Annotated in this window: 22 protein-coding genes; 8 read left to right on the forward strand and 14 right to left on the reverse strand. The window is 67.7% G+C overall.

Annotated features, from left to right (window positions below):
- Positions 1 to 23: 23 nt before the first annotated feature.
- Positions 24 to 1772 (reverse strand): glutamine--tRNA ligase/YqeY domain fusion protein, encoded by a 1749-nt coding sequence (locus ACMZ91_RS17625; protein ID WP_049460929.1) that lies wholly within the window; start codon positions 1770 to 1772, stop codon positions 24 to 26.
- A 258-nt stretch (positions 1773 to 2030) separates the two neighbouring features.
- On the opposite strand from ACMZ91_RS17625, the gene ACMZ91_RS17630 reads away from it, so the two are divergent.
- Together ACMZ91_RS17630 and msrA are read left to right on the forward strand one after the other, a co-directional pair.
- Positions 2031 to 2294: a putative signal transducing protein gene (locus tag ACMZ91_RS17630; RefSeq protein ID WP_049460931.1), complete on the forward strand. Its 264-nt coding sequence runs from the start codon at positions 2031 to 2033 to the stop codon at positions 2292 to 2294.
- A 30-nt stretch (positions 2295 to 2324) separates the two neighbouring features.
- Positions 2325 to 2990, forward strand: a complete 666-nt coding sequence (gene msrA, locus ACMZ91_RS17635; RefSeq protein ID WP_049460935.1) for a peptide-methionine (S)-S-oxide reductase MsrA — start codon at positions 2325 to 2327, stop codon at positions 2988 to 2990.
- A gap of 591 nt (positions 2991 to 3581) precedes the next feature.
- Here the strand turns inward: msrA and ACMZ91_RS17640 are convergent.
- The 5 genes from ACMZ91_RS17640 to ahpC form a co-directional block, all read right to left on the reverse strand.
- A complete protein-coding gene (locus tag ACMZ91_RS17640; protein ID WP_049463648.1) occupies positions 3582 to 4538 on the reverse strand; it encodes a transaldolase in 957 nt (318 codons plus the stop codon).
- Positions 4539 to 4588: 50 nt separating this feature from the next.
- The gene (gene rnk / locus ACMZ91_RS17645; protein WP_005408156.1) at positions 4589 to 4993 is read right to left on the reverse strand and encodes a nucleoside diphosphate kinase regulator; all 405 of its coding nucleotides are present in this window, start codon (positions 4991 to 4993) and stop codon (positions 4589 to 4591) included.
- A gap of 123 nt (positions 4994 to 5116) precedes the next feature.
- On the reverse strand, positions 5117 to 6079 hold the full coding sequence (locus tag ACMZ91_RS17650; RefSeq protein WP_032129919.1) for a LysR substrate-binding domain-containing protein: 963 nt from the start codon (positions 6077 to 6079) through the stop codon (positions 5117 to 5119).
- An 85-nt stretch (positions 6080 to 6164) separates the two neighbouring features.
- A complete protein-coding gene (gene ahpF, locus ACMZ91_RS17655; protein WP_049463647.1) occupies positions 6165 to 7757 on the reverse strand; it encodes an alkyl hydroperoxide reductase subunit F in 1593 nt (530 codons plus the stop codon).
- Positions 7758 to 7982: 225 nt separating this feature from the next.
- The gene (gene ahpC / locus ACMZ91_RS17660; RefSeq protein WP_005408159.1) at positions 7983 to 8546 is read right to left on the reverse strand and encodes an alkyl hydroperoxide reductase subunit C; all 564 of its coding nucleotides are present in this window, start codon (positions 8544 to 8546) and stop codon (positions 7983 to 7985) included.
- A 349-nt stretch (positions 8547 to 8895) separates the two neighbouring features.
- On the opposite strand from ahpC, the gene prmC reads away from it, so the two are divergent.
- Together prmC and pip are read left to right on the forward strand one after the other, a co-directional pair.
- The gene (gene prmC, locus ACMZ91_RS17665; RefSeq protein WP_049463646.1) at positions 8896 to 9753 is read left to right on the forward strand and encodes a peptide chain release factor N(5)-glutamine methyltransferase; all 858 of its coding nucleotides are present in this window, start codon (positions 8896 to 8898) and stop codon (positions 9751 to 9753) included.
- A gap of 48 nt (positions 9754 to 9801) precedes the next feature.
- Positions 9802 to 10743, forward strand: coding sequence for a prolyl aminopeptidase (gene pip, locus ACMZ91_RS17670; RefSeq protein WP_014646006.1), 942 nt, complete (start codon positions 9802 to 9804; stop codon positions 10741 to 10743).
- A gap of 197 nt (positions 10744 to 10940) precedes the next feature.
- On the opposite strand, the gene ACMZ91_RS17675 is transcribed toward pip, so the two are convergent.
- A complete protein-coding gene (locus ACMZ91_RS17675) occupies positions 10941 to 11825 on the reverse strand; it encodes a LysR family transcriptional regulator (RefSeq protein ID WP_049463645.1) in 885 nt (294 codons plus the stop codon).
- Positions 11826 to 11930: 105 nt separating this feature from the next.
- Between ACMZ91_RS17675 and ACMZ91_RS17680 the strand changes: the two genes are divergently transcribed.
- Entirely contained in the window at positions 11931 to 13349 is a 1419-nt protein-coding gene (locus ACMZ91_RS17680) for an MFS transporter (RefSeq protein WP_049463643.1), read from the forward strand.
- Positions 13346 to 14017, forward strand: coding sequence for a hypothetical protein (locus ACMZ91_RS17685; protein ID WP_071229183.1), 672 nt, complete (start codon positions 13346 to 13348; stop codon positions 14015 to 14017). Before ACMZ91_RS17680 ends, ACMZ91_RS17685 begins: the two co-directional genes overlap by 4 nt.
- An 83-nt stretch (positions 14018 to 14100) precedes the next feature.
- Here the strand turns inward: ACMZ91_RS17685 and ACMZ91_RS17690 are convergent, their stop codons facing one another.
- From ACMZ91_RS17690 to ACMZ91_RS17705, 4 genes are read right to left on the reverse strand one after another with little or no spacing between them, the layout of a single operon-like run.
- Positions 14101 to 14898, reverse strand: a complete 798-nt coding sequence (locus ACMZ91_RS17690) for an N-formylglutamate amidohydrolase (RefSeq protein WP_049463512.1) — start codon at positions 14896 to 14898, stop codon at positions 14101 to 14103.
- Positions 14891 to 15445: an NUDIX hydrolase gene (locus tag ACMZ91_RS17695; RefSeq protein ID WP_010481791.1), complete on the reverse strand. Its 555-nt coding sequence runs from the start codon at positions 15443 to 15445 to the stop codon at positions 14891 to 14893. The genes ACMZ91_RS17690 and ACMZ91_RS17695 overlap by 8 nt, the downstream gene beginning before the upstream one ends.
- Complete coding sequence (locus tag ACMZ91_RS17700; protein WP_049463514.1) at positions 15442 to 16392, reverse strand: 5'-3' exonuclease; 951 nt, start codon at positions 16390 to 16392, stop codon at positions 15442 to 15444. The genes ACMZ91_RS17695 and ACMZ91_RS17700 overlap by 4 nt, the downstream gene beginning before the upstream one ends.
- The gene (locus ACMZ91_RS17705) at positions 16389 to 16970 is read right to left on the reverse strand and encodes a nitroreductase family protein (protein WP_049399990.1); all 582 of its coding nucleotides are present in this window, start codon (positions 16968 to 16970) and stop codon (positions 16389 to 16391) included. The genes ACMZ91_RS17700 and ACMZ91_RS17705 overlap by 4 nt, the downstream gene beginning before the upstream one ends.
- Before the next feature lie 331 nt (positions 16971 to 17301).
- On the opposite strand from ACMZ91_RS17705, the gene pacR reads away from it, so the two are divergent.
- The gene (gene pacR / locus ACMZ91_RS17710; RefSeq protein WP_049463516.1) at positions 17302 to 19623 is read left to right on the forward strand and encodes a PacR family protein; all 2322 of its coding nucleotides are present in this window, start codon (positions 17302 to 17304) and stop codon (positions 19621 to 19623) included.
- Positions 19624 to 19675: 52 nt separating this feature from the next.
- Entirely contained in the window at positions 19676 to 20755 is a 1080-nt protein-coding gene (locus ACMZ91_RS17715) for an NAD(P) transhydrogenase subunit alpha (RefSeq protein ID WP_032130088.1), read from the forward strand.
- 100 nt (positions 20756 to 20855) lie between these two features.
- Here ACMZ91_RS17715 and ACMZ91_RS17720 read toward each other — a convergent pair whose 3' ends face one another.
- The 3 genes from ACMZ91_RS17720 to ACMZ91_RS17730 are packed head-to-tail and all read right to left on the reverse strand — an operon-like array spanning position 20856 to position 22228.
- Complete coding sequence (locus tag ACMZ91_RS17720; RefSeq protein ID WP_049463518.1) at positions 20856 to 21317, reverse strand: DUF3106 domain-containing protein; 462 nt, start codon at positions 21315 to 21317, stop codon at positions 20856 to 20858.
- 3 nt (positions 21318 to 21320) lie between these two features.
- Positions 21321 to 21647 carry a hypothetical protein gene (locus tag ACMZ91_RS17725; RefSeq protein ID WP_032130086.1) on the reverse strand — a complete coding sequence of 109 codons (327 nt, stop codon included), beginning with the start codon at positions 21645 to 21647 and terminating at the stop codon, positions 21321 to 21323.
- Complete coding sequence (locus ACMZ91_RS17730; RefSeq protein WP_080356593.1) at positions 21644 to 22228, reverse strand: RNA polymerase sigma factor; 585 nt, start codon at positions 22226 to 22228, stop codon at positions 21644 to 21646. Before ACMZ91_RS17730 ends, ACMZ91_RS17725 begins: the two co-directional genes overlap by 4 nt.
- Positions 22229 to 22237: the final 9 nt, after the last annotated feature.

Raw genomic sequence — 22237 nt, forward strand, 5'->3', positions numbered from 1 at the left:
CGTGCTGGCGCCCGCGCAGGTCCTCAGGCCGACCAGGTGTCGCGCAGGGTCACGCTGCGGTTGAACACCGGCTTGGCTTCGGTGTGGTCGCGGCGGTCGGCCACGAAGTAGCCGGTGCGTTCGAACTGGAACGACTGCTCCGGGGCAGCGCTGGCCGCGGCCGGCTCGACATAGCCGGTGACGGTGCGGCGCGATTCCGGATTGAGGTAATCACGATAGGTCTTGCCTTCCGATTCGTCGTCGGGGTTCGGCACCGAGAACAGGCGGTCGTACAGGCGGATCTCGGCCGGCACGCCATGTACGGCGCTGACCCAGTGGATGGTGCCCTTGACCTTGCGGTTGGCGCCTTCCATGCCCGGACGCGATTCCGGATCCAGCCAGCCACGCAGCTCGGTGATGGTGCCGTCGGCATCCTTGATCACTTCATCGCAGCGGATGATGCCGGCACCGCGCAGGCGCACTTCGCCACCCGGGACCAAGCGCTTCCAGCCCTTCGGCGGCACTTCGGCGAAGTCCTCGCGGTCGATCCACACTTCGCGTGCGAACGGCACTTCGCGGCTGCCGAAGCTCTCGTCCTTCGGGTGGTTGCTGAAGGTGAGCTGCTCTACGTGGCCTTCCGGCAGGTTGGTCAGCACCAGCTTGACCGGGTCGACCACCGCCATGCGGCGCGGCGCGGCGCTGTCCAGGTCTTCGCGCAGCGCGCCTTCCAGCACGCTGAAGTCGATCAGCGAATTCTGCTTGCTGATGCCCACGCGCTCGGCGAACAGGCGCATCGCGGCCGGGGTGTAGCCACGGCGACGCAGGCCCTGCAGGGTCGGCATGCGCGGGTCTTCCCAGCCGTCCACCAGCTGCTCGGTAACCAGCGCCATCAGCTTGCGCTTGCTCATCACCGTGTAATTGATGTTCAGGCGCGAGAACTCGATCTGGCGCGGCTTGGCGGCTTCGCGCGGCAGGCCGGCGTCGACCAGCGGCTGGGTCAGCGTGTCGTCATGGGCGAAATCGACGTTGTCCACGCACCAGTCGTACAGCGGGCGGTGGTCTTCGAATTCCAGCGTGCACAGCGAGTGGGTGATGCCCTCGATCGAGTCGCCCAGCGCGTGCGCGAAGTCGTACATCGGGTAGATCGGCCACGCGTTGCCGGTGTTCTGGTGCTCGACGTGCTTGATGCGGTACAGCGCCGGATCGCGCAGGTTGATGTTGCCGCTGGCCATGTCGATCTTGGCGCGCAGGGTGCGCGCGCCATCCGGGAATTCACCGGCGCGCATGCGGCGGAACAGGTCGAGGTTTTCCTCGACGCTGCGGTCGCGCCACGGCGACGGGCGGCCCGGCTCGGTCAGGGTGCCGCGGTAGGCGCGCACTTCCTCGGCCGACAGGTCGCAGACATAGGCCTTGCCCTGTTCGATCAGCTTTTCGGCGGCCAGGTAATAGGTCTGGAAGTAGTCAGAAGCATGGCGCAGTTCGTTCCAGCTGAAGCCCAGCCAGCGCACGTCGTCCTGGATCGCGGCCACGTATTCCGGGTCTTCCTTGGCCGGGTTGGTGTCATCGAAGCGCAGGTTGCACACGCCGCTGAACTCGCCGGCGATGCCGAAGTTCAGGCAGATCGACTTGGCATGGCCGATGTGCAGGTAGCCGTTCGGTTCCGGCGGGAAACGGGTCTTGATCGCCTGGTGCTTTCCGCTGGCCAGGTCCTCGCGCACGATCTGGCGGATGAAATCGCGCTTTTCGTGGCTGTCGGCGGGGGTCTCGGGGCTGGCGGGGGTGTGCTCGGACATGAGTCGGCGAAAAGAAAGGCAGAAAGATCGCCAGTCTAACGCGTACGGGGCAGGGCTGCCCGGTAGGGTGTGGGGATGCCGGCCAGCGGCCGGCACTACCCAACTGCACGGCGATCCACATTCCGCCGGCCCGCTGCCGGCGCTACCGGAAAGTGGATGGGTAGTGCCGGCCGCTGGCCGGCAGAACGGTCATGCGCCGTCACCACCACCATTCAGCCCCCGGGCGTATGCTGGAACCCTGTCCCACGGAGCTGCCGCATGCACATCGTGTACAAGGCCGACAACCTGTTCGACGCCCACCTGGTCAAGCACGCGCTGGAGGATGCCGGCATCCCGGCCTTCGTGTTCGGCGAGTCGTTGCTGGGCGGCATGGGCGAGCTGCCACTGTTCGGCGTGCTGCGGGTGGGCATCCCTGGTGCGGCACGGCCGCAGGCCGAGGACATCGTGGCGGCGCTGGACTTGGGCCACGCGCCGGACGCCCCCATTTCCGATGCAGACGACATAGCCGGCCTTCCGGCGTAGGAGCGCATCATGTTGGGAATTGGCCAGGGCATCCTCGGCATCGGCGCCTTCAAGCAGCGCCTGCCGCGCCCGGAAGAAGCACTGCCGGGGCGTGACCAACCGCTGCCGCTGCACAGCAACCAGCACTTCGTGAACAGCCATCCGCTGAAGGACCGTTTCGCCGGCCTGCAGCAGATCCGCTTCGCGCTGGGCTGCTTCTGGGGCGCCGAGCGCAAGTTCTGGACCGAACCGGGCGTGTACAGCACCTCGGTGGGCTACGCCGGCGGCATCACCCCGAACCCGACCTATGAAGAGGTGTGCTCGGGCCTGACCGGCCACACCGAAGTGGTGCAGGTGGTGTTCGACCCGGCGGTGGTGAGCCTGGAGCGGCTGCTGCAGCTGTTCTGGGAAAGCCACGACCCGACCCAGGGCATGCGCCAGGGCAACGACACCGGCACCCAGTACCGTTCGGCGATCCACGCCACCGACGAGGCGCAGTACGCCGCCGCGCTGGCCAGCCGCGAGGCCTACCAGGCGCAGCTGGCCGCAGCCGGCTACGGGCCGATCACCACCGAGATCGTGTACCCGGCACCGGCGTACTACTACGCCGAGGACTATCACCAGCAGTACCTGGCGAAGAACCCGAACGGTTACTGCGGCATCGGCGGCACCGGGGTGAGCTGCCCGATCGGATTGGATGTGGAGGCGCCGCGCTGACGCGCGGTGGTCCGCCTGCGGCGGGCAACGTCAAAATCAACGTCAACAGCCAAAGCGGCTCTGGGTTGTTGTGAGTTTGGCGGGACGGGTACAGATGGCGGGACACGCCGTAAACCCGTCCATGGGGGCTCGGCCACGGCATCCATGCCGTGGACGGTCCCGCCATCTGCACCCGTCCCGCCTTCGACAGTTTCCCGGTGACGGGGGGCAAGAGCATTGGGTTACTGACGAACTGAAGGAAAACAAAAAGGACGCGGCGTTCGCCGCGTCCTTTTTGTTTGATCCTGCAGTGCTTTCTGTAGAGCGGAGCCATGCTCCGCTCCGAGCAAGCGAAGCGCGCGACCCGCTTTGCTCTTCTTTCTTTCATCCGTGGCGCGCGGCCACCGGAAACTGTCAGAGGGCGGGCGGGTTGGGTTCGCGGGAGTGTCCGCGGCATGGATGCCGCGGCCAAGCCTCCAGGGACGGATTCACGGCGTCTCCCGCGAACCCAACCCGCCCGACCCAGCGCGGCTTTTGCTTTAGCAGTCAGTCGAGCAAGCTCGACTCTACAAATCGATCCGCCACGAGGGGCTCAGCCGTTGGCCGAAATCCTCACAGTTCCGAACGAATGCGCTCGCGCAGCGCCTGCAGATCCTTGGCAAACGCATCGATACCGGTCGCCAGCTTCTCGGTCGCCATCGGATCGGCCGCCAGATCCGATGCGAACTTCGCCGCATCGATCGGCGTCACCGCCACGCCATCCGCCGCACCGGCCACCAGCTTGCGCGGCAGCTCGCCGTGGTCGGCGTCCAGCTTCTCCAGCAGGTCCGGCGAAATCGTCAGGCGGTCGCAGCCGGCCAGCGCTTCGATCTGCGCGGTCGAACGGAACGAGGCGCCCATCACCACCGTCGGCGAACCGCGGCGCTTGAATTCGGCATACACGCCGCGCACGAACTTCACGCCCGGGTCTTCATCGATGTTGGCCGGGGTCTGGCCGTTGGCCACGTACCAGTCCAGGATGCGGCCGACGAACGGCGAGATCAGGAACGCGCCGGCTTCGCTGCAGGCCAGCGCCTGGGTCGGGTTGAAGATCAGGGTCAGGTTGCAGTCGATGCCTTCGGCCTGCAGGATGCGCGCGGCTTCCACGCCTTCCCAGGTCGCGGCGATCTTGATCAGGATCTTCTCGCGCGGCACGCCGGCATCGGCGTACATCTGGATGAACTGGCGGGCCTTGGCTACGGTGGCAGCGGTGTCGTGGGCCTGGTCGGCATCCACTTCGGTGGACACGCGGCCCGGCACCAGCGTGCTCAGCAGCGCGCCGACGCCGATGGTCAGGCGGTCGGCCACGGCGTGCACCACGGCTTCGCGGTCGCCACTCTGCTGGCGGCCCCAGGCCAGTTCGCGTTCGATCAGCTCGGCGTAGACCGGCAGGTCCAGCGCCTTCTTCACCAGGGTCGGGTTGGTGGTGCAGTCCACCGGCTGCAGGCGCTTGATCGCCTCGTAGTCACCGGTATCGGCAACGACCACGGACAGTTCGCGCAGCTGGGACAGTTTGGACGGGGTACTCATTACGGCTCCTGGTGCAGGGGGATCGAATCGCGCGCGGTGCGCAGCGGTAATCAGGGGCGGTCGTTGTGGACCGCGGTCACGCGCAGGCGCAGCTTGCGGCCGCCGGGCGCGTTCCAGTCGATGCTCTGGCCGATCGAAAGGCCGAGCAGGGCACTGCCGACCGGGGCCAGCACGGAAACCTTGCCTTCATCGACGTTGGCTTCGCGGGGGAAGACCAGGGTCAGGACGTGCTTCTCGCCCGACACTTCATCTTCGCACTCCACGCGCGAATGCATCATGACGATGCCTTCGGGAATCTGGTCCGGTGCCAGCACGGTGGCACGGTTGAGTTCTTCAGCAAGCGCGAGCGCGGCAGGCGTCTGGCTCAGCGCAGGGGATTCGAGCATGGCGTCCAGGCGGTCCATGTCGAAGGTGGAAACGGTGATCGACGGCGGCAGGCCGCTGGCGGTACTCATGGTGAAGCTCCTTGGTTGAAAGCCATGCAAAAGGCGGCACCTGCTGGCGCCGCCTGTCTGTATTGTGGGGACAAATGCGACCGGAATCGACTCCTGCCGATTCCAGGCCGGTGCTGCGGGGGTTCAGCCGTTCAGCGCGGGGCCGGGCAGGGCGGTCGTGTCGCCGGCGGCGTTGACCGCTTCCAGGGTGAACAGCGCCTGCGGCAGGCGCTTGAACTGATCGGCCAGCTCCATCAGGAAGTCGTTCATGGCCGAGCTGCGGCGCCAGATCATCGCGATGCGGCGGCTGGGGCGTCCTTCGCCGGTGAAGTCGAGCAGGCGGATGTTGTTCGAGCGCGGCACCGGCGGCTGCACCGACAGGCTTGGCAGCAGGGTGATGCCGACGTCGGCGGCGACCATCTGCCGCAGGGTTTCCAGGCTGGTGGCGCGGAACTCGGACTTCTCGTTGGCACCGAACAGGCGGCAGACTTCCAGTGCCTGGTCGCGCAGGCAATGGCCATCTTCCAGCAGCAGCAGCTTCTGCGTGGCCAGCTCCTGCACGTCCAGGTGTTCGCGACGGGCCAGCGGGTGGCGCCCGGATACGGCCAGCAGGAAGGGTTCCTCGAACAGGAACTCGGCATGCAGCTGGTCGTCGATCACCGGCAGGGCCAGCAGTGCAGCGTCGAGCTTGCCTTCGCGCAGGCGGTCCAGCAGCACATCGCTCTTTTCCTCGACCAGCAGCAGTTCCAGCTCCGGGAAGCGATCGCGGATGCGCGGAATCACATGCGGCAGCAGGTACGGGCCCAGGGTCGGGAAGATCCCCAGGCGCACCGTACCGGCTTCCGGATCGCGACTGCGACGTGCCGCTTCCTTCAGCTGTTCCACTTCGGACACGATCACCCGTGCCCGTGCTGCTGCTTCCTGGCCGGCCGGGGTCAGCATCACCTTGCGCGGTGCACGTTCCACCAGCGGCAGGCCCAGCTCTTCTTCCAGCTTGCGGATCTGCGTGGACAGCGTCGGCTGGCTGACGAAGCAGGAGGCGGCAGCCCGGCCGAAATGCTTGTGGTCGGCCAGGGCTACCAGGTACTTCAGATCACGTAGGTTCATCCTTACACCCCAGGGGTAACGGACCGGCTGACGGCATGGTTACCCGACAGGCAGACAATGTTCCCGGTGATCTGGGAACGATGGATCAGGCAGCTTCAGCAACAGCACCACTGCTGCTGCTCACCGACGAGCGGATCAGGTGGTCGAACGCGCTCAGTGCGGCGGTCGAACCGGCGCCCATGGCGATGATGATCTGCTTGTAGGGTACCGTCGTGCAATCGCCAGCAGCGAACACGCCCGGCAGGTTGGTCTGGCCGCGGTCATCGATGACGACCTCGCCACGCGGCGACAGCGCCACGGTGTCCTTCAGCCACTCGGTGTTGGGCAGCAGGCCGATCTGCACGAAGATGCCTTCCAGCTCGACGCGGTGGGCGTCGCCGCCGACACGGTCCTTGTAGACCAGGCCGGTGACACGGCTGCCGTCGCCCAGCACTTCGGTGGTCTGTGCGCTGGTCAGCACGGTGACGTTGGCCAGGCTGCGCAGTTTCTTCTGCAGCACTTCGTCGGCGCGCAGGCTGGAATCGAACTCCAGCAGGGTTACATGCGACACGATGCCGGCCAGATCGATGGCCGCTTCCACGCCGGAGTTGCCGCCGCCGATCACCGCCACGCGCTTGCCCTTGAACAGCGGACCATCGCAGTGCGGGCAGTAGGCCACGCCCTTGTTGCGGTACTGGTCTTCGCCCGGCACGTTCATCTGGCGCCAGCGTGCGCCGGTGGACAGGATCACCGAACGCGACTTCAGCACCGCGCCGTTCTCCAGCTGCACCTGCACCAGGCCGTCTTCACCGGCCGGCACCAGCGCACTGGCGCGCTGCAGGTTCATGATGTCCACCTCGTACTCGCGCACGTGCTGTTCCAGCGCCGTGGCCAGCTTCGGGCCCTCGGTCTCCTTCACCGAGATGAAGTTCTCGATCGCCATGGTGTCCAGCACCTGGCCACCGAAACGCTCGGCGGCGATGCCGGTGCGGATGCCCTTGCGCGCGGCGTAGATCGCCGCTGCTGCGCCGGCCGGGCCACCGCCCACCACCAGCACGTCGAAGGCGTCCTTGGCGGCGATCTTCTCGGCATCGCGCTTGCTGGCATTGGTGTCCAGCTTGGCGACGATCTGCTCGAGGGTCATGCGACCCTGGTCGAAGACTTCACCGTTGAGGTACACGGTCGGCACCGACATGATCTCGCGCTTCTCGACTTCGTCCTGGAACAGGGCACCGTCGATGGCCACGTGCTGGATGCGCGGGTTGAGTACCGCGGCCAGGTTCAGCGCCTGCACCACGTCCGGGCAGTTCTGGCAGGACAGCGAGAAGTAGGTTTCGAACCTGTATTCACCTTCCAGGTTCTGCACCTGCTCGATCAGCTCGGCGGTGGCCTTGGACGGGTGGCCGCCGACCTGCAGCAGCGCCAGCACCAGCGAGGTGAACTCGTGGCCCATCGGCAGGCCGGCGAAGGTCAGGTGGATATCCTGGCCCGGGGTGCCCAGGTCGAAGGACGGCACACGGCCCTGGCCATCGCGCAGCACCTGCAGCGAGATCTTGTCCGACAGGCTGTCCAGGGTCTGCAGCAGTTCCAGCATTTCCTGCGACTTGGCGCCGTCGTCGGCGTGCGCGGTGATCTGGATCGGGCGGGTCACGCGCTCCAGATAGGTCTTCAGCTGCGACTGCAGGTTGGCGTCCAACATCGGGTCATCTCCTGGCTTCAGGCAAACAGGGGGCGTGGCACCGCTGTAGAAGGTAGCGGACCAGCAGGGGGTAGGGGTGAACCCAAGACAGCGACCGTGGAAGGGGCTGGCTGGCCAAGGCGGGCGAGCGTTGGCTGTCTTGGGTTCACCCCCACGCCGGCGGGGGGACCGGCACGGGGATGAAAGGCGCGCCGTGGCGTGGGGCCACGGCAGGCCGGTACTGCTTTAGATCTTGCCGACCAGGTCCAGCGACGGGGTCAGGGTCTTCTCGCCTTCCTTCCACTTGGCCGGGCACACCTGGTTCGGGTTGGCGGCGGTGAACTGGGCAGCCTTCAGCTTGCGCAGGGTTTCGGAGACGTCACGGGCGATCTCGTTGGAGTGGATCTCCAGGGTCTTGATCACGCCTTCCGGGTTGATGATGAAGGTGCCGCGCAGGGCCAGGCCTTCTTCCGGAATGTGCACGCCGAAGGCGTTGGTCAGCTGGTGGGTCGGGTCGCCGACCAGCGGGAACTGGGCCTTGCCGACGGCCGGCGAGGTTTCGTGCCACACCTTGTGCGAGAAGTGGGTGTCGGTGGTGACAATATAGACCTCGGCGCCGGCCTTCTTGAACTCGGCGTAATGGTCAGCGGCGTCTTCGATCTCGGTCGGGCAGTTGAAGGTGAAGGCGGCCGGCATGAAGATCAGGACGGACCACTGGCCCTTCAGGCTGGCGTCGGAAACCTTGATGAACTCGCCATTGTGGTAAGCGTTGGCTTCGAACGGCTGGATCTGGGTGTTGATCAGGGACATCGTTTTTCCTCTGGTGAAGGGGAGTGGGTGAATCGACAGGAGCTAGGTTACCGACTCGCTGGCGATAAGAACAATCCATTGATTGCATCTATTTGATAGATGGAATCTATCATTTGGTCATGAGCAGGCACTGAACCTTGCCGCTCCCATCCTGCAACTGGCTGTGTGACAAGGGAAATCTTCCGGAACGGCTGAATAGGGCCAATAGTCCCTCCTTATCCCCTCGGGCAGAACCTGAACGGATTGCAGCCTTTTGTAGAGTCGAGCCATGCTCGACTGCGGACCTGTGGATGTGTAGCTCGACTGCGCCAGAAGCAGCCGAGCATGGGCTCCGCTCTACAATTGCGGCATGTTTTCCCAAACCGAACCCTCCCTGCGCCAGATCGTGGCCGAGGCCAGTGCCCGCCTCGGCGGCGTCGAGGCCCGCCACGAGGCCGAACTGCTGCTGCTGCATGTGCTGGAGCGCCCGCGCAGCTGGCTGTTCGCGCATGCCACCGATCCGCTGGCCGCCGCCGACCTGGCCGCCTTCGAAGCGTTGCTGGCCCGCCGCGTGGCCGGTGAGCCGGTGGCCTACCTGACCGGCCGCCGCGGTTTCTGGACGCTGGACCTGGAGGTCGACCCGGCCACGCTGATCCCGCGTCCGGAAACCGAGCTGCTGGTCGAGCTGGCGCTGGAGCGGCTGCCGCCAGACCAATCGCTGCAGCTGGCCGACCTCGGCACTGGCACCGGCGCGATCGCCTTGGCGCTGGCCAGCGAACGGCCCCAAGCGCAGGTGCTGGCCACCGATGCCAGCCCGGGCGCGCTGGCCGTGGCCGCGCGCAATGCTGCGCGCCATGAACTGCGCAACGTCCGCTTCGCCGAGGGCGGGCAGGACTGGTATGCGCCGCTGCAGGGCGCGCGGTTCGACCTGATCGCCAGCAACCCGCCGTACATCGCCAGCGACGATCCGCACCTGGCCCAGGGCGACCTGCGCTTCGAACCGGCCACCGCGCTGGCCTCCGGCGTGGACGGGCTGGATGACATCCGCCGCATCGTCGACGGTGGCCAGGCCCACCTGCTGCCCGGCGGTTGGCTGCTGATCGAGCACGGTTGGGACCAGGGCGTGGCGATCCGCGCGCTATTCGACGCGGCGGGTTTTGCGGAAGTGCAGACCGTGCAGGATCTGGAGCAGCGCGACCGCATCACCCTGGGCCGGCGTCCGGCCTAGAATGGAGGTTCTCCTGCCCCGGCAGGGCATCACCCTGGAGCTGCAAGCATGCGTACGCTGTACCCCGCCATCACCCCCTACGACGTCGGCACCCTGAAGGTCGACGACCGCCACACGCTGTACTTCGAACAGTGCGGCAACCCGGACGGCAAGCCGGTGGTGATGCTGCACGGTGGCCCGGGCGGCGGCTGCAGCGACAAGATGCGCCAGTTCCACGACCCGTCCAAGTACCGCATCATCCTGTTCGACCAGCGCGGTGCCGGCCGTTCCACCCCGCACGCGGACCTGGTGGACAACACCACCTGGGACCTCGTCGCCGATATCGAGAAGCTGCGCGAGCACCTGAAGGTGGATCGCTGGCAGGTGTTCGGCGGCAGCTGGGGGTCGACCCTGGCGCTGGCCTATGCCGAGACCCACCCGCAGCGCGTGACCGAACTGGTCCTGCGCGGCATCTTCATGCTGCGTCGCTGGGAGCTGGAATGGTTCTACCAGGAAGGCGCCAACCGCCTGTTCCCGGATGCGTGGGAGCATTACCTCAAGCCGATTCCTTCGGTGGAGCGTCATGACCTGATCTCGGCCTTCCACCGCCGCCTGACCAGCGACGACGAAACCACCCGCCTGGAAGCGGCCAAGGCGTGGGCGGTGTGGGAAGGCGCGACCAGCTTCCTGCACGTCGATGATGACTTCATCAACAGCCACGAAGACCCGCACTTCGCGCTGGCCTTTGCCCGCATCGAGAACCACTACTTCGTCAACGGCGGCTTCTTCGAAGTGGAAGACCAGCTGCTGCGCGACGCACACCGCATCGCTGACATTCCCGGCGTGATCGTGCACGGCCGCTACGACGTGGTCTGCCCGCTGGCCAACGCCTGGGACCTGACCAAGGTGTGGCCGAAGGCGAAGCTGGAAATCACGCCGGCGTCGGGTCACTCGGCGTTCGAAGCCGAGAACGTGGACGCGCTGGTGCGCGCCACCGACAGTTTTGCTTGAGGCAAAACTATCCACGCATTCCACCTTATCCCCGCGCCTGTCGGCGCGCCCCCTTGAACAACAAGGGGGCTCTGCTCCAGACCGGGTTCGGTGCACTGATCAGTAGAGCCAGGCCACGCCTGGCTGCGGTAGTGCCGGCCGCTGGCCGGCGCCTCCAGGAATCCAACCGTCTCAGGTTTGCCGGCCAGCGGCCGGCGCTACCACTCCCCAGCCAGCAACGCGTCGGCCAGTACCTGCAGCTTCGGCGAGCATTGCCGCGAGGGCGGATAGATCAGTGACAGTGCACGGCTGCGGCCTTCAAACGGCTGCAGCACGCGCTGCAGGCGGCCATCGGCCAACGCATCGGCCACGGCGAAATCCATCACCTGCACGATGCCGATACCGGCGATGGCCGCTTCCACCAGCGGATCGCCGCTGTCGAACACCATCCGCGTCGGCGGCGTGAACTCGCGCAGTTGCCCGTCCTGCAGGAACTGCCAGTCCACCAGCCGGCCACTGCGCAGGTTGCGCACCGCCAGGCAGGCATGGTCCTGCAGCGCGGCCACATCGTCCGGTGCGCCACAGCGGGCCAGATAGGCGGGGCTGGCCACCGTCACCCAGCGCAGCGGCCGCAATGGCCGCGCGACGATGCGCTGGTCGGCGATGACGCCGGTGCGCAGCGCGGCATCGAAGCCTTCCTCGACCAGATCGACCAGACGGTCGCTGAGCACCGCTTCCACCTGCAGCTGCGGATGCTGTTGCAGCAACGGCGCCAGCATCGGCACCAGCACCTTGCGCCCGAACATCGACGGCGCACTGATCTTCAACGTGCCCGAGGGCGTGCACGGGCGGTCGGCCAGTTGCCGTTCGGCATCGTCCAGGCCGGCCAGCAGTGGTGCCACCTGTTCCACGAACTGGCGGCCATCCGGGGTCAGCGCCACGTTGCGGGTGTTCCGCTGCAGCAGCTTCACCCCCAGCGACACTTCCAGCCGCCCGATCGCGCGCGACAGGCCGGATTGGCTCAGGCCGAGCTGGCCGGCGGCCACGGTGAAACTGCGGGCTTCGGCCACCTGCACCAGCATGCGCACCGCATTGAGGTCCATCGAGGCTCCATTCATGCCGAAAATCATGACAGATATGGTCGGGGAGGGGTTTATTGATTGGCTCGCATCAATGAGACTGCGCTCCCCCACCGCGCCAGACCGCCGATGCCTCCCCTCAAATACCCGCGCTGGGCGCTGACCCTGCTGGCCACCGCCCAGCTGATCATCGCCCTGGATGCCACCATCATCTTCGTTGCCCTGCATGACATGGGCCGCGCGCTGCAGATCAACGCGCAGCAGCTGCAATGGGTGGTCAGTGCCTACACCGTGGCCTTCGGCGGCAGCCTGCTGCTCGGCGGGCGCGCCGCCGACCTGATCGGCCGCCGCCGCTTCTACCGGCTGGGCATGCTGCTGTTCGCGCTGGCCTCGCTGCTCGGTGCGCTGGCGCCGAACGCCACGCTGTTGATCATCGCGCGCGCCGCACAAGGCGTCGGGGCGGCGCTGCTGTTCCCGGCCACGCTGGCGCTGATCAACACGCTGTACGCCGAAGGCCCGGTACGCAATCGTGCGCTGGCGATCTGGAGCATGGCCAGCGCGGTCGGCCTGGCGCTGGGCACGCTGCTCGGTGGCGTGCTGACCCAGGCGTTCGGCTGGCCGGCGGTGCTCGCGGTGATCGTGCCGCTGGCCACGGCGTGCGCGGTCGCGGCCGGTACATGGCTGCCGGCCGATGGTCCACGCGTGCAGGGCCGTTCCTTCGATCTGGCCGGTTGTCTCACTGTCACCGCTGGCGGCAGCCTGCTGGTCACCACCCTGGTGCAAGGGCCGGAGTGGGGCTGGACGGCGCCGGCTACGCTCATCTGCCTGCTGCTTTCAGCCGTATTGTTGACGGTGTTCGTACAGATCGAAAAGCGCAGCCGTGACCCGCTGATGCAGTTTTCGCTGTTGCGCCTGCCCGGCCTCCGCGCCGCGCTGGGTCTGACCTTCGCTTTCATGAGCAGCTATGGCGTGCAGTACTACTTCCTGGCGCTTTACTTCCAGGATGGCTATGGCTGGAGCCCGCTGCAGGCCGGTATGGCCTTCCTGCTGCCGACATTGGTGTGCACCTTCGGCATCCGGATTGCCGAACGCATGCTGCGGCGCCGTTCGCCACGGCAGGTGCTGGCCTGGGGCTTCGCCGCAGGTGCCGTCGGCATCGCCGCGGTTGCGTTGGCGATGCCGCATGGCGCCAGCTACTGGCCGCTGTTGCCGGGCATCGTGGTGCTCAGCATCGGCCAGGGCATGAGCTGGACGGCGATGTGGATCGTGGCCGGGCAGGGCGTGCCGGGTCCGCAGCAAGGCGTCGCGTCCGGCATGGCGGCCACCGCCCAGCAGATCGGCGGCGCCTTGGGATTGGCGGTACTGGTGATGGTCGCCAACGCTGCGCGCGGCACGCAGGCGGCAACCAGCCCTGATGCGTTGCAGGGCATGGTCAATGCACAGTACGGCGCCGCGCTGTTCGCCGCGCTCGGCGTGGTGATCGCGCTGGGCCTGCGCCCGGCGCCGGTAGACTCGGCAGCGACTGCCTGCCTGAGCACCGACGCATGATCGAACTGCTGGATCTGCAACAGACCCTGCATGCCTTCGCTGCCTGCAACGATGACGATGAGGTGTGGAACGCCTTCGGCTGGGTGATGGCCAGCGACGAGGACCTGCTGGCTGCGCGGTTGTGGTTGCCGTCATCCAGTGATGAAGCGCTGGATGACGACGGCGAGCGATCGGCCGCTTCGGCAGCGATGGGGCTGTTCCCGTATCTGGAACCGGCCATGTTTGCCGACGTGCTGGATGTGCAGAAGCGGCAACGCCCGCTGTCGTCGCTGCAGGACTACGCGCAGGCGCTGGCGTACTACACCGAGTACGACGCATTCCAGCAGGTCGAAGGTATCGACGAGGCCCTGGGCGAAGCGGGTGCTGAGGAACAAGCGGAGGCGCGCGAGGCAGGGCTGGGCGCAGGCATCTTCGCTTCCTTCGATCTGACGCTGAAGGCGTGCTCGGAGGGGCAGATCAAAGCCGCAGCGCAGCGCGTGGCGCGCCTGCTGGAGATGCCGGTGGGCGAGGCGTTGGCGCGCTGCCGTGCGTTGCCGCTGGTGCTGGGTGAGGCGCTGGATCGTCGCCGCGCGCAGGCGATCAAGGATGATCTCGAAGCGATCGGTGCGACCGTGCAGGTGCACGGGGTCAAGCCGTTCCCGTGGATGGATGCGCCCGTATTGCGGTAGTGCCGGCCGCTGGCCGGCAACCTCAGGTTCGTTGGATCATTGCAGTTGCCGGCCAGCGGCCGGCACTACCAAGCCTGGGTAAATCACCCGGCGGCCAGCAACTGCGGTTGCAGCGCGCTGAAGATCCGCGCCAGCCGCTGCGCCCATGCCAGCTGCCCGGCGGCATCGGCGATCAGGTCCTGGCGGATCTCCAGTTCCACGTGCACCAGCCCGCGGCCTTCGCCATGCACCGGCACCGCGTAGTCGCTGGTACTGCTGACCGAATACGGTTCGTTGTCGCCCACCACCAGGTCGCCTTCGTCGCGCAGTGCCTGCAGCAGTGCATGCGCAAAGCGCGTGTCCTGGTGGTACAGCACGCCGGCATGCCACGGCCGCTGCGCGCCGTTCATCGCCGGGGTGAAGCTGTGCATCATCACCAGCAGGGTGGGGCGACCGGCATCGCGGCGTGCGTCCAGTTCGGCGTCGATGCGTGCGTGGTACGGCGCGTGGATCGCATCGATGCGCTGTTGCCGCTGTGCCACTGACAGACCGGCATTGCCCGGGACCACGGTGTGGTCGCTCACTTCCGGAATCAGCGTGGGCGAGGCCAGTGGGCGGTTGCAGTCGATCAGCAGCCGCGAATAGGTCTGTTCGATCGCCCAGGCATCCAGCCGTTCGGCCAGCGCGCGGGTGGTGCCGGCAATGCCGATGTCCCAGCCGATGTGGCGGTCCAGTTCGACCTGTGGCAAGCCCAGGCCGGCGAGGGCACCCGGCACCTGTTGGCCGGCATGGTCGGCCAGCAGCAGGTACGGCGAAGCGCCCTGCGGCCGGTGAATCGCGTAGATTGCCGGATCATCGGCGCCGAGCAGCGCCGGCAGCGCATGCAGGTCGGCGTCAGCCACGCGGGCGCCCGTCCAGGTGGTGCTCGATCATCCACAGGCCGGCCCAGAGCTTGGCGTCCAGCTCGTAGCCTTCGCCCATCTTCTGCACCAGCCAGGCCGCGGCCTCACTGCGTGGAATCTCGTGCACGGTGATGTCCTCGCTGTCATCACCGCCACCTTCGCCGATCCGGCGCAGGCCGGTAGCGCGGACGAAGGCGATCTTCTCGCTGCTGGCGCCGGACGACGTCGGGCCGATCATCAGCACTTCGGCGTGATCGGCGGTCCAGCCGGTTTCTTCTTCCAGTTCGCGCACGGCCGAGACTTCAATCGATTCGCCGGCGTGGATGTCGCCGACCAGGCCGGCCGGCATCTCGATGGTGGGTGCCTGCAGCGGCACGCGGAACTGCTCGACGAACAGCACCTTGTCCTCAGGGGTGACGGCGATGATGATCGCGGCCAGGCCACCGGCGTGGGTACGTTCGCTGTATTCCCAGGTGCCGCGCACCAGCATGCGCTGGTACTTGCCTTCATAGACGACACGCGGGGCTTCGGTGTTGCGCTGGCTCATGCGGGCTCGCTGGAATTGGAAAAGGATGGAGTGGGAACGGGGTCGGCCACACCGGCGGCATCGAACAGCCGGCGGCGGGTCATCGGGCCGAAGCGCAGGGTCTGGCACAGGCCACCGAGCAGCTCCGGGTCGGCCGCCTGGCGCAGCAGACCGGGTTGGCTGCCTTCCAGCGGCGCGTCCAGCGCGATGGTGGTCAGCTGGCGCCAGAGCTGGGCGTGCTCGCGCTGTTCGCGCAGGCGCACCGCCATCTGTGCCGCGCCGCGCAGGCGCAGGAACGGCACTTCGTCCAGGCGTTCGTACAGCGCATCCATGCTGCCGAAGTGGGCCAGCAGCACGGCGGCGGACTTGCTGCCGACACCACTGACACCGGGAATGTTGTCCACCGCATCGCCGCACAGTGCCAGGTAATCGGCGATCTGGTGCGCGTGCACGCCGTGCCGCGCCTTCACTCCGGCTACGTCCCAACGCTGGTTGCGTGCGTAGTCCCACTGCTCGTCGTGATCCAGCAGCAGCTGCGACAGGTCCTTGTCGGCGGAGATGATCACCCCGCGGTGGCTGCCACGGTGCACGTGCAGGGCGCTGCCGATCAGGTCATCGGCTTCGAATTCGTGGTGGGCCAGCACCGCAAGGCCCAATGCCGCGCACAGCGCCTTGCAGTGTACGAACTGGCGCTTGAGCGCCTCCGGTGCCGGGTCGCGGTTGGCCTTGTAGGCCGGGTACAGGCGATGGCGGAAGCCGCTGTCGAGCGCTTCGTCGAAGGCGATGGCGATGTGCCGGGGGCGCTCGCGCTCCAGCAGGTCCAGCAGGAAGCGGGCGAAGCCGTGCACGGCGTTGGTCGGCCAGCCCTGCGCGTCCTGGAACTGGTCCGGCAGCGAGTGCCAGGCGCGGAACACGTAGATGCTGGCGTCGACCAGATACAGCGACGGCGGCGGAGCCGGCAGGCTCATGCCGGCGGCGTCCAGTCGCGCAGCAGGGCCGCCGGATCGGGGCGCTCGCGCTCAGGTACATCAGCCTTGGGTGTACCGATGTGGATGAAGCCGGCGATGCGTTCGCCTTCGACCAGGCCCAAGTGGGCCTGTACCGCCGGATCGAAGGCCATCCAGGCGGTCAGCCACTGCGCGCCGAAGCCCAGCGCCTGCGCGGCCTGCAGCAGGGCGAAGCAGACGCAGCCGGCGGTCATCAGCTGTTCCTGCTCGGGCACCTTCGGGTCCGGCCGCGGGCTGGCCACCACCACGATCACCAGCGGCGCATGGCTGAAACGCTGGCGGTCCTTCTCGAATACCGCCTCGCCCGCATGCGGGTCGCGCTGGCGGCTGCGCTCGGCCAGGAAGTCGCCCAGAGTGTGACGTGCATCGCCGGCGATCTTCAGGAAGCGGAACGGTACGCGCTTGCCGTGGTCGGGCACGCGCACGGCCGAGGCCAGCATGCGCTGCAGGGTGGCTGGATCCGGTCCGGGCTCGCCCAGTTGCCGCGAGGGCACCGAGCGGCGGGCATCCAGGGCAAGCAGGGCAGCGGGGTCGGGCATGGAGTCTGAACCGGTCATCACGGGTGTTTGATTATAGTCGGGGTGGTCAATGACGCCGTCTGTGTCGCGTCCCGCCCCTGAATATCAAACTGTGATGAACATCATGCCACTGGCGGGAAAGGGACGACCGCTTCCTCTCGCCTCGTGGGCCTCGCACGGCTTACGATATCTATCTTGCCGGGCCGCCGGTCATGAGGTTTGAAGTGAGGACTGTTTCACTGTCCGTGACGGGCTGGCCGGCCTACCATCGACGTACCGGCACATGGGGTGTGCCGGCCGTCGCGATGTCCATGCTGTCTGTCGTACCAGAGAAGGTGGGGAGCCTTCCCGAATGATGAGCGCGCCCACACCGATGGGATCGCCGGGCCGTGACCCGGTCCAGCTTCAGCGTGCCCGGGACATGGTCCTGCCGGCGCTGTGCCAGGCGTTCGGGGCCGCACTGGCGCGTTTCGACGATGCACTGTTCGACCGCGCCGGCAATGCTGGCTCGTCGCAGCTGCTGTTCCTGGATGCGATGCGCGAGCTGCGCCGTCGCCGTGAGGACATCGCCGCCGCCTTCGCCGGCCACCTGCAGCGGGCCTGGGATGCACTGGCCAGTGGCGAGCCGTTGTCGGCCGAAGCCACCCTGTCCGGGCCGGCCGAGGATGGCCTGAGCCTGCTGGCTGAACATGTACTGGAATCGCGGCTGGCGGTGCGCAATTTCGCCACCGTGCTGCTGCGTGACTTCAAGCCGGTGCTGGCGCGGCTGGACCGCCGCCTCGGCCGCCTGATCGGCGGCGCCGAGCTGGATGCCGATCACAACCCGGTCAGCCCCGAACATCTGGGCGTGGCCATCCATGAGGCCTTTGCCGGCTGCGAACTGGCGCCGGAAGTGCACCTGGTGCTGATCAAGCTGTGCGAGCGTGACCTGCGCGCGCCGGTGGGCCGCATCTACGAGAAGCTGGACGAGCAGCTGGCCGCCGCTGGCGTGATGTCGCAGATGGGGGCGCCGCGGCGTCCAATGTCTGCCGCGCCCGACCCGCGCATGGCGCCCGGGTCGGACGATCTGGTCGAGCCGCGCCACGCGGCGGGCTTCGAATCCGAATTCAGCGATGATGAACAGGCCGCGCCGGCCTGGGCACAGCGCTTCGCTGCGCGCTGGTCCGAGCGCCGTGGCCACATGCAGCAGCACCTCGGGAGCGAGGATGCCGGCAACGGCGAGGCGTATGCCGGCCAGCAGGGAATGCTGCTGGAGGCCCTGCATGAGCTGCTGCAGCAGACCCGTCACGTTCGCGAGGACGCCACCTCGGCAGCGCAGGTCGCGGTCGGCCAGCACCGCCCGTTGAGCCAGCGCGAGATGATGTCGGTGCTGTCGCTGCTGCAGGCCACGCCCAGCGCCACCCTGCGTGCGGCCATCGGCGAGGACGGCGAATCACTGGCGCAGCGGCTGAAGAGTGAAGTGCTGTCCAGCGCCACCCGTCTCGGCGTCGATCCTGGCCAGACCCGGCTGGACCCGCAGGACGAAGATGCGATCGATCTGGTCGGCATGCTGTTCGACGTGATGCTGGACGAACGCGAACTGGAAGGTCGCTCGCGCGAGCTGATCGGCCGCCTGGTGGTGCCCTTCGTCAAGGTGGCGATGCTCGACCGCCGCATGTTCGTGCAGAAGACCCACCCGGCCCGCAAGCTGCTCAACTCGCTGGCCGAAGCCTGCGAGGGCAATACCGGCGAAAGCCAGGCCGAGCGCATGCTGATGGCCAAGGTCGAGGAAATCATCGAGCGCCTGGTGGCCGAGTTCAACGAGAACCTGGCGATCTTCCTGACCCTGGAAGAAGAATTCCGCGAGTTCCTGGTGCAGCATCGCCGCCGCGTGGAGATCGCCGAGCGCCGCGCCGCCGAAACGCAGCGCGGCCAGGAGAAGCTGGAAATGGCCCGCAGCCGGGCGGGTGCCGAACTGGATCGCCGCATCGGCGATGCCACCCTGCCGCCGGCCATCGCTGAGTTCCTGCGCCAGCCATGGCAGCACCACCTGACCCTGGCGCTGCTGCGCGAGGGCGAGGAGGGCGCGTCGGTGGCCGAGGCACTGAGCCTGGCTGACGGCCTGCTGGAGGAAGTGGCCGAGGCCCGCCGCCAGATCGTCGGCAAGCCGTGGCTGCAGGCCTGGCAGCCGGTGCTGGCCAAGGTATTTGCCAGCGTCGGCGTGCACGGCGATGCCGCCACCGGTGCCATCGACGCCCTGCACGACACCCTGCAGGGCATTGCGGAATCGCGACCGGAACTGCAGCGCGCGCTGCCGGAGCTGCCGCAGGTTGCCTTGCCGGCGCCGCCGGTGGCTGAGTCGCCAGCGGTGGAGCTCGGCGGGCAGATCGACGCCGACGATTTCGACAACGCCGACGCCGACCGCTTCCGCCGCATGGAAATCGGCAACTGGCTGGACTTCGTCGACAAGGACGGCAAGGTGCAGGCCGGCAAGCTGTCCTGGGTCAGCCCGATTTCCTCGCGCCTGCTGTTCGTCAACCGCCGCGGCGTGCGCTTCTGCGTGGCCTCGCCGGAAGAACTGGCAGTGATGGTGCGGCTGGGCCGCCTGCGCGCCCACGTCGACGATGGCGCCTTCGACAGCGCGATGCAGGGTGTGATCGATCGGCTGGACCCGGGCAGCGCAACACTGCACTGAGCCGTGGCCGCCTGCTAGGATCGGGAAAACTCACCGATCAGCGGGGACCTGCATGGCCGTGGCGTTGCTGGGGATCAAGGAGACCGCGCCGGGCGAACGGCGCGTGGCGTTGACGCCGGAAACCGCGCGCAAGCTCGGTGCCTTGGGCATCACTGTCTGGTATGAGGCCGGCGCCGGTCTGGCGGCGGGATTTACCGATGCTGCCTATGACGACGCCGGTGCACGTGTGTTCGATGTAGGTCGCTGGGCCGAGATCGATATCCTGCTGTGCGTGCAGGCACCGCCGGTGGCGGTGCTGGAGCAGCTCAAGCCCACTGCCAGCGTGGTCGGCCTGCTGACCCCGGCCAGCGATCCGGCGCTTGCGGCATTGGCCGCTGGCGACCGCCTGCACCTGTTCCCACTGCAGCAGCTGCCGCGCACCACCCGCGCGCAGGCGATGGATGTACTCAGCTCGCAGGCCGGCATGGCCGGTTACAAGGCGGCACTGATCGCGGCCGAGCGTGCGCCGCGTTTCTTCCCGATGCTGACCACCGCCGCCGGTACCGTGCGCCCGGCCAAGGTGCTGGTGATCGGTGCCGGTGTGGCCGGTCTGCAGGCCATCGCCACCGCGCGTCGTCTCGGTGCACAGGTGGAAGGTTTCGACGTGCGCCCGGAAACCCGCGAGCAGATCCAGTCGCTGGGCGCGCGCTTCCTTGATCTTGGTGTGAGTGCAGCCGGTGAAGGCGGCTATGCGCGTGCGTTGACCGATGAGGAACGCGCCGAGCAGCAGCGCCGGCTGGCCGACCACCTGCGCAGCGTGGATGTGGTGATCTGCACGGCAGCGGTACCGGGGCGACCGGCGCCGACGATCGTGACTGCCGCGATGGTGGAAGGCATGGCCACCGGCAGCGTCATTGTCGATCTGGCGGCAGAGAGCGGCGGCAACTGCGCACTGACCCAGCCGGGGCAGTGCATCGAACATCAGGGCGTGACCATCGATGGCCCGCTTGGCCTGGCCAGCCGCGGCGCGACCCAGGCCAGCGAGATGTACGCGCGCAACCTGCTCAACTTCGTCGCCTTGTTCGTGCGCGAAGGGGAGCTCAGTTTCGACTGGGACGACGAGTTGCTGGCGAAGACACGCTGGCAGGCGTGAGCCGGTAGCGCCGGTTGCCTTCCCGGTAGATCCACGCCATGCGTGGAGGAACGGCCCAGCGTGCGGACCAGGGTCCGCACCCACCCTGCGGATGCCGGCGTTACCGCGGCTTCGCCGGCGGCGGGTTGTCGCGCACCCAGTCCTTGCGTTGTTCCGGCGTCATCTGCGACCAGCGCTCGCGCAGGGCGTCGCGCTGTTCCGGCGGCATGTTCCGCATCTGACCGAACAGGGCCCGGGCCTGCTCACGCTGTTCCGGGTTCATGTGCTCGAAGCGGCGCAGGCCACGGCGGGCCTTGTCGCGCTCCTCCGGGCTCATCGATTGCCAGCGCTGGCCATGCGAAAGCATGCGCTGGCGCTGGCCGGCATCGGCGCTGTTCCAGCGGTCGCGCAGCGGCGCCAGCAGGGATTCGCGCTGCGCTTCGCTGAGGTGTTCCCACGCCGGCAGCGGTGCGGCCGGCGCAGGGCGTGCGGCAGGGGCGGGCGCGGCGCTCTGCGCCAGGGCCGGGAAGGCCGGCAGCAGCAACAGGGTCATCAGCAGGGGCAGGGTGTGCAGTCGGGACATGATTCACTCCATCGCCAGGTCGGTATCGCCCAGCCACAGGTACAGATCGGGATTTTCGTCGTAGAGCGCGCTGTTGTCTTCCGCCGAGGCAAGCACAGGTGCCGGCGCAGGGCCCGTCAGGGTGCCGTGGCCGGTGAACTGCAGGCCGATACCCAGTGCCACCACCAGTGAACAGGCACTGGCCAGCCACCAGCGCCAGCGCCCGCGATGGGCGGCCGTGGCGCCGTGGCGAGCCTGGCGCAGCCGGGCCAGCGTTGCCGGCGACAGCGCGTGCAGCGACTGCGCGTGCAGGCTGCGCAGGGTGTCATCGGAAGGCAGGGAGCGGTTCACGGGTGGGTCTCCAGATAATCCTGCAGCGCCTGGCGGGCGCGTGCCAGATGGGTTTTTACCGCGCCTTCGCTGCAGCCCATGGCGCGGGCGGTGGTGGCCCCGTCCAGGTCCTGCAGCACGCGCAGGGTGAAGGCCTCGCGCTGGCGGGCGGGCAGGCGGCGCAACGCGTCCACCAGCTGTTGGTACTGCTGGCGCTGTTCGTGCGCCTGTGCCGGGTCCGGGCCGGGGTCGGCCCAGTCGATCTCGCCGCCGTCGGCGTCCTGGTTGTCGCGCCAGAACGGCAGTCGGAAGCGGCGCCGGCGCTGCACGTCGATCACGCGCCGGCGCAGGATGCTCCAGAACAGCGGGGCCCATTCGGCAGCCGGCTTGTCGGCGTAGTCCAGCATGCGCAGCAGCGCGTCCTGCACCGCGTCCATGGCGTCTTCGCGCTGGCGCAGGCCGGCCTCGGCGAAGCGGAACGCGCGCGGGCCAACACTGGCCAGGAACGCCTCCAGCGACGCCGGCAGGGCATCGGTCTCGGCGCTCGGGGGGACGGGGCTGCTCACCAGCACAGGGTACGGTTCCTCGCTCGGGGTCACCATCGACAACGC

The organism is Stenotrophomonas sp. FR024 (genome assembly GCF_047500745.2).
Taxonomy (GTDB): domain Bacteria; phylum Pseudomonadota; class Gammaproteobacteria; order Xanthomonadales; family Xanthomonadaceae; genus Stenotrophomonas; species Stenotrophomonas maltophilia_A.